This is a genomic window from Falsiroseomonas sp. RANM36, from assembly GCF_056682175.1.
The window spans coordinates 1-2,170 of the sequence record NZ_JBWXTD010000030.1; the positions used below are offsets into that span (position 1 = coordinate 1).

Below are 2,170 nucleotides of genomic sequence, written 5' to 3' on the forward strand. Positions count from 1 at the left end.
GGGGGCCCCCTCCCCCCCGCCGGGGGGGGGGGGGGGCGCCGCGTCTTCCCCACCGCCGAGATCTTCGCCGACCGGCGCGACGTCGCGCATTTCACCGACCCCGCCCGGGCCGCCGCGGCGCCCGACCTGCTGAAGAGCTCCTTCCAGGCGGCGTCCGACCTGGTGCGCCTCTATCCGCGCCTGCAGCGCGTCGACGGCGCGCGGACCATCATCCCCGGCGTGACCACCTTCGACCTCGCGGGCCACACGCCTGGCCAGGTGGGCGTGCGCATCGAGGATGGCGGGGAGAGCCTGCTGCTCGTCGCCGACATGCTGTTCCATCCCGGCCTGCATCCCGCCCATCCCGGCATCGGCATCCTGTTCGAGCAGGACCGCGCGGCGGCGGATGCCTCCCGCGCCCGCTTCTTCGACCAGGCGGCGTCCGAGGGCGCGCCGCTCGCCGCGACGCACATGCCCTTCCCCGGCGTCGGGCGCATCATCCGAGACGGCGGCGGGCTGACGTGGCTGCCGGCCGATTTCGACTACGCCGCCTGAGGAGGATCGCCCCATGACCGACGAGACCCGCCCCCCGCTGCCGCCCTTCACGCGGGAGACCGCCATCGTGAAGGTGCGCGCCGCCGAGGATGCCTGGAACCGCCGCGACCCCGCGCGCGTGGCACTCGCTTATACCGAGGACAGCCGCTGGCGGAACCGCGCCGAATTCCCCGTCGGCCGCGAGCAGATCCGCGCCTTCCTGGAACGCAAATGGGCGCGCGAACTGGACTACCGCCTGATCAAGGAGCTCTGGGCCTTCGGGGGCGACCGCATCGCCGTGCGCTTCGCCTATGAATGGCACGACGACAGCGGCCAGTGGTTCCGCAGCTACGGCAACGAGAACTGGGAATTCGACGCGCGCGGCCTGATGCGGCTGCGCTTCGCCTCGATCAACGACCGCCCGATCGCGGAGGCGGATCGGCTGTACCACTGGCCGCTCGGCCCGCGCCCGGCCGACCATCCCGGCCTGACCGACCTCGGCCTGTAGGAGACGCAGCATGGCACACGCCTTCGCCGACATCGCCTTCACGCCGCGCGTGCGGGCCGAGCAGGAACGCCACGGCAGCCGCGCCGGCTATGCCCGCTTCGACGCGGGCGAGCGGCACCACGACCGACTCGGCCCCGAGGAGACCGCCTTCATCGGCGCGCGCGACAGCTTCTACATGGCGACCGTGGGCGAGACCGGCTGGCCCTACATCCAGCACCGTGGCGGGCCGGAGGGCTTCGTGCGGGTGCTGGACGAGACGACGCTCGGCTTCGCCGATTTCCGCGGCAACCGGCAATATGTCTCGCTCGGTAACCTCGCCGACGACGATCGCGCCGCCTTCTTCTTCATGGACTACGCGAACCGCGCACGGCTGAAGCTGCTCGGCCGCGTGCGCGCGACGGAGGATCCGGCGCTGCTCGGACGGCTCGCCGTGCCAGGCTATCCCGGCAGGGTGGAACGCGGCTTCGTGATCGAGGTGGCGGGCTTCGACTGGAACTGCCCGCAGCACATCACGCCGCGCTTCACGGCGGCACAGGTCGAGGCCGCGGTCGCGCCCCTGCGTGCCCATGCCGAGCGGATGGAGCAACGCCTGCGCGCGATGGACACCAAGGAGACCTCCGACGCGGGTGAAGGAGCCCGTCTGTCACCGGCGCCTTGAGGCGCAGGACGCGCCCAGAGAATTTCATTCCCCGGTTTCCACCGCTGCTCCAGGGGCCCACTCCATTCATGCCTCGGTGCCGGTTGAAACCTGACCGACGTGATGCCCGGGGTGGGGCCGCTCAGCGGCTCTCCTTCCTCGTCATCACGTCCGGGCATGCGCACCTGACCGGCGCCGCCACTGCCAACCGCGAGGGCATCGCACGGAGGAGGTGCGCCGGCGCTCCTGGGCGCAGATCCCGGTCGGCCGCTATGCGACGCCGGAAGAGCTGGCGGCGATGGCAGCCTTCGCTTGCTCGGCGCGCACGAGCTACGTGCCCGGCGCCGTGCTGCGTGTGGATGGCGGGTTCGTCCGGCATGTCTGGTGACCCTGCCCCCTTGGATGTCCCCGGCCTGAGCTAGAGTCCGTCGAAGGGAGACGGATGATGAAGCGATCGAGGTTCACGCAGGAGCAGATCATTGGGGTGCTGAAGGAGCACCAGGCGGGCGCGA

Annotated in this window: 4 protein-coding genes; all 4 read left to right on the plus strand. The window is 71.4% G+C overall.

Annotated features, from left to right (window positions below; translation table 11 throughout):
• A partial coding sequence (locus tag AC1MIR_RS27670) for an MBL fold metallo-hydrolase (protein WP_480031386.1) occupies positions 1-534 on the plus strand: 534 nt, incomplete at its 5' end.
• Positions 535-547: 13 nt separating this feature from the next.
• Positions 548-1,021 (plus strand): nuclear transport factor 2 family protein, encoded by a 474-nt coding sequence (locus AC1MIR_RS27675; protein ID WP_480031387.1) that lies wholly within the window; start codon positions 548-550, stop codon positions 1,019-1,021.
• A gap of 10 nt (positions 1,022-1,031) precedes the next feature.
• A complete protein-coding gene (locus AC1MIR_RS27680; protein ID WP_480031388.1) occupies positions 1,032-1,679 on the plus strand; it encodes a pyridoxamine 5'-phosphate oxidase family protein in 648 nt (215 codons plus the stop codon).
• Between the two features lie 211 nt (positions 1,680-1,890).
• On the plus strand, positions 1,891-2,046 hold the full coding sequence (locus AC1MIR_RS27685; RefSeq protein WP_480031389.1) for an SDR family oxidoreductase: 156 nt from the start codon (positions 1,891-1,893) through the stop codon (positions 2,044-2,046).
• The last annotated feature ends 124 nt before the right edge of the window (positions 2,047-2,170 follow it).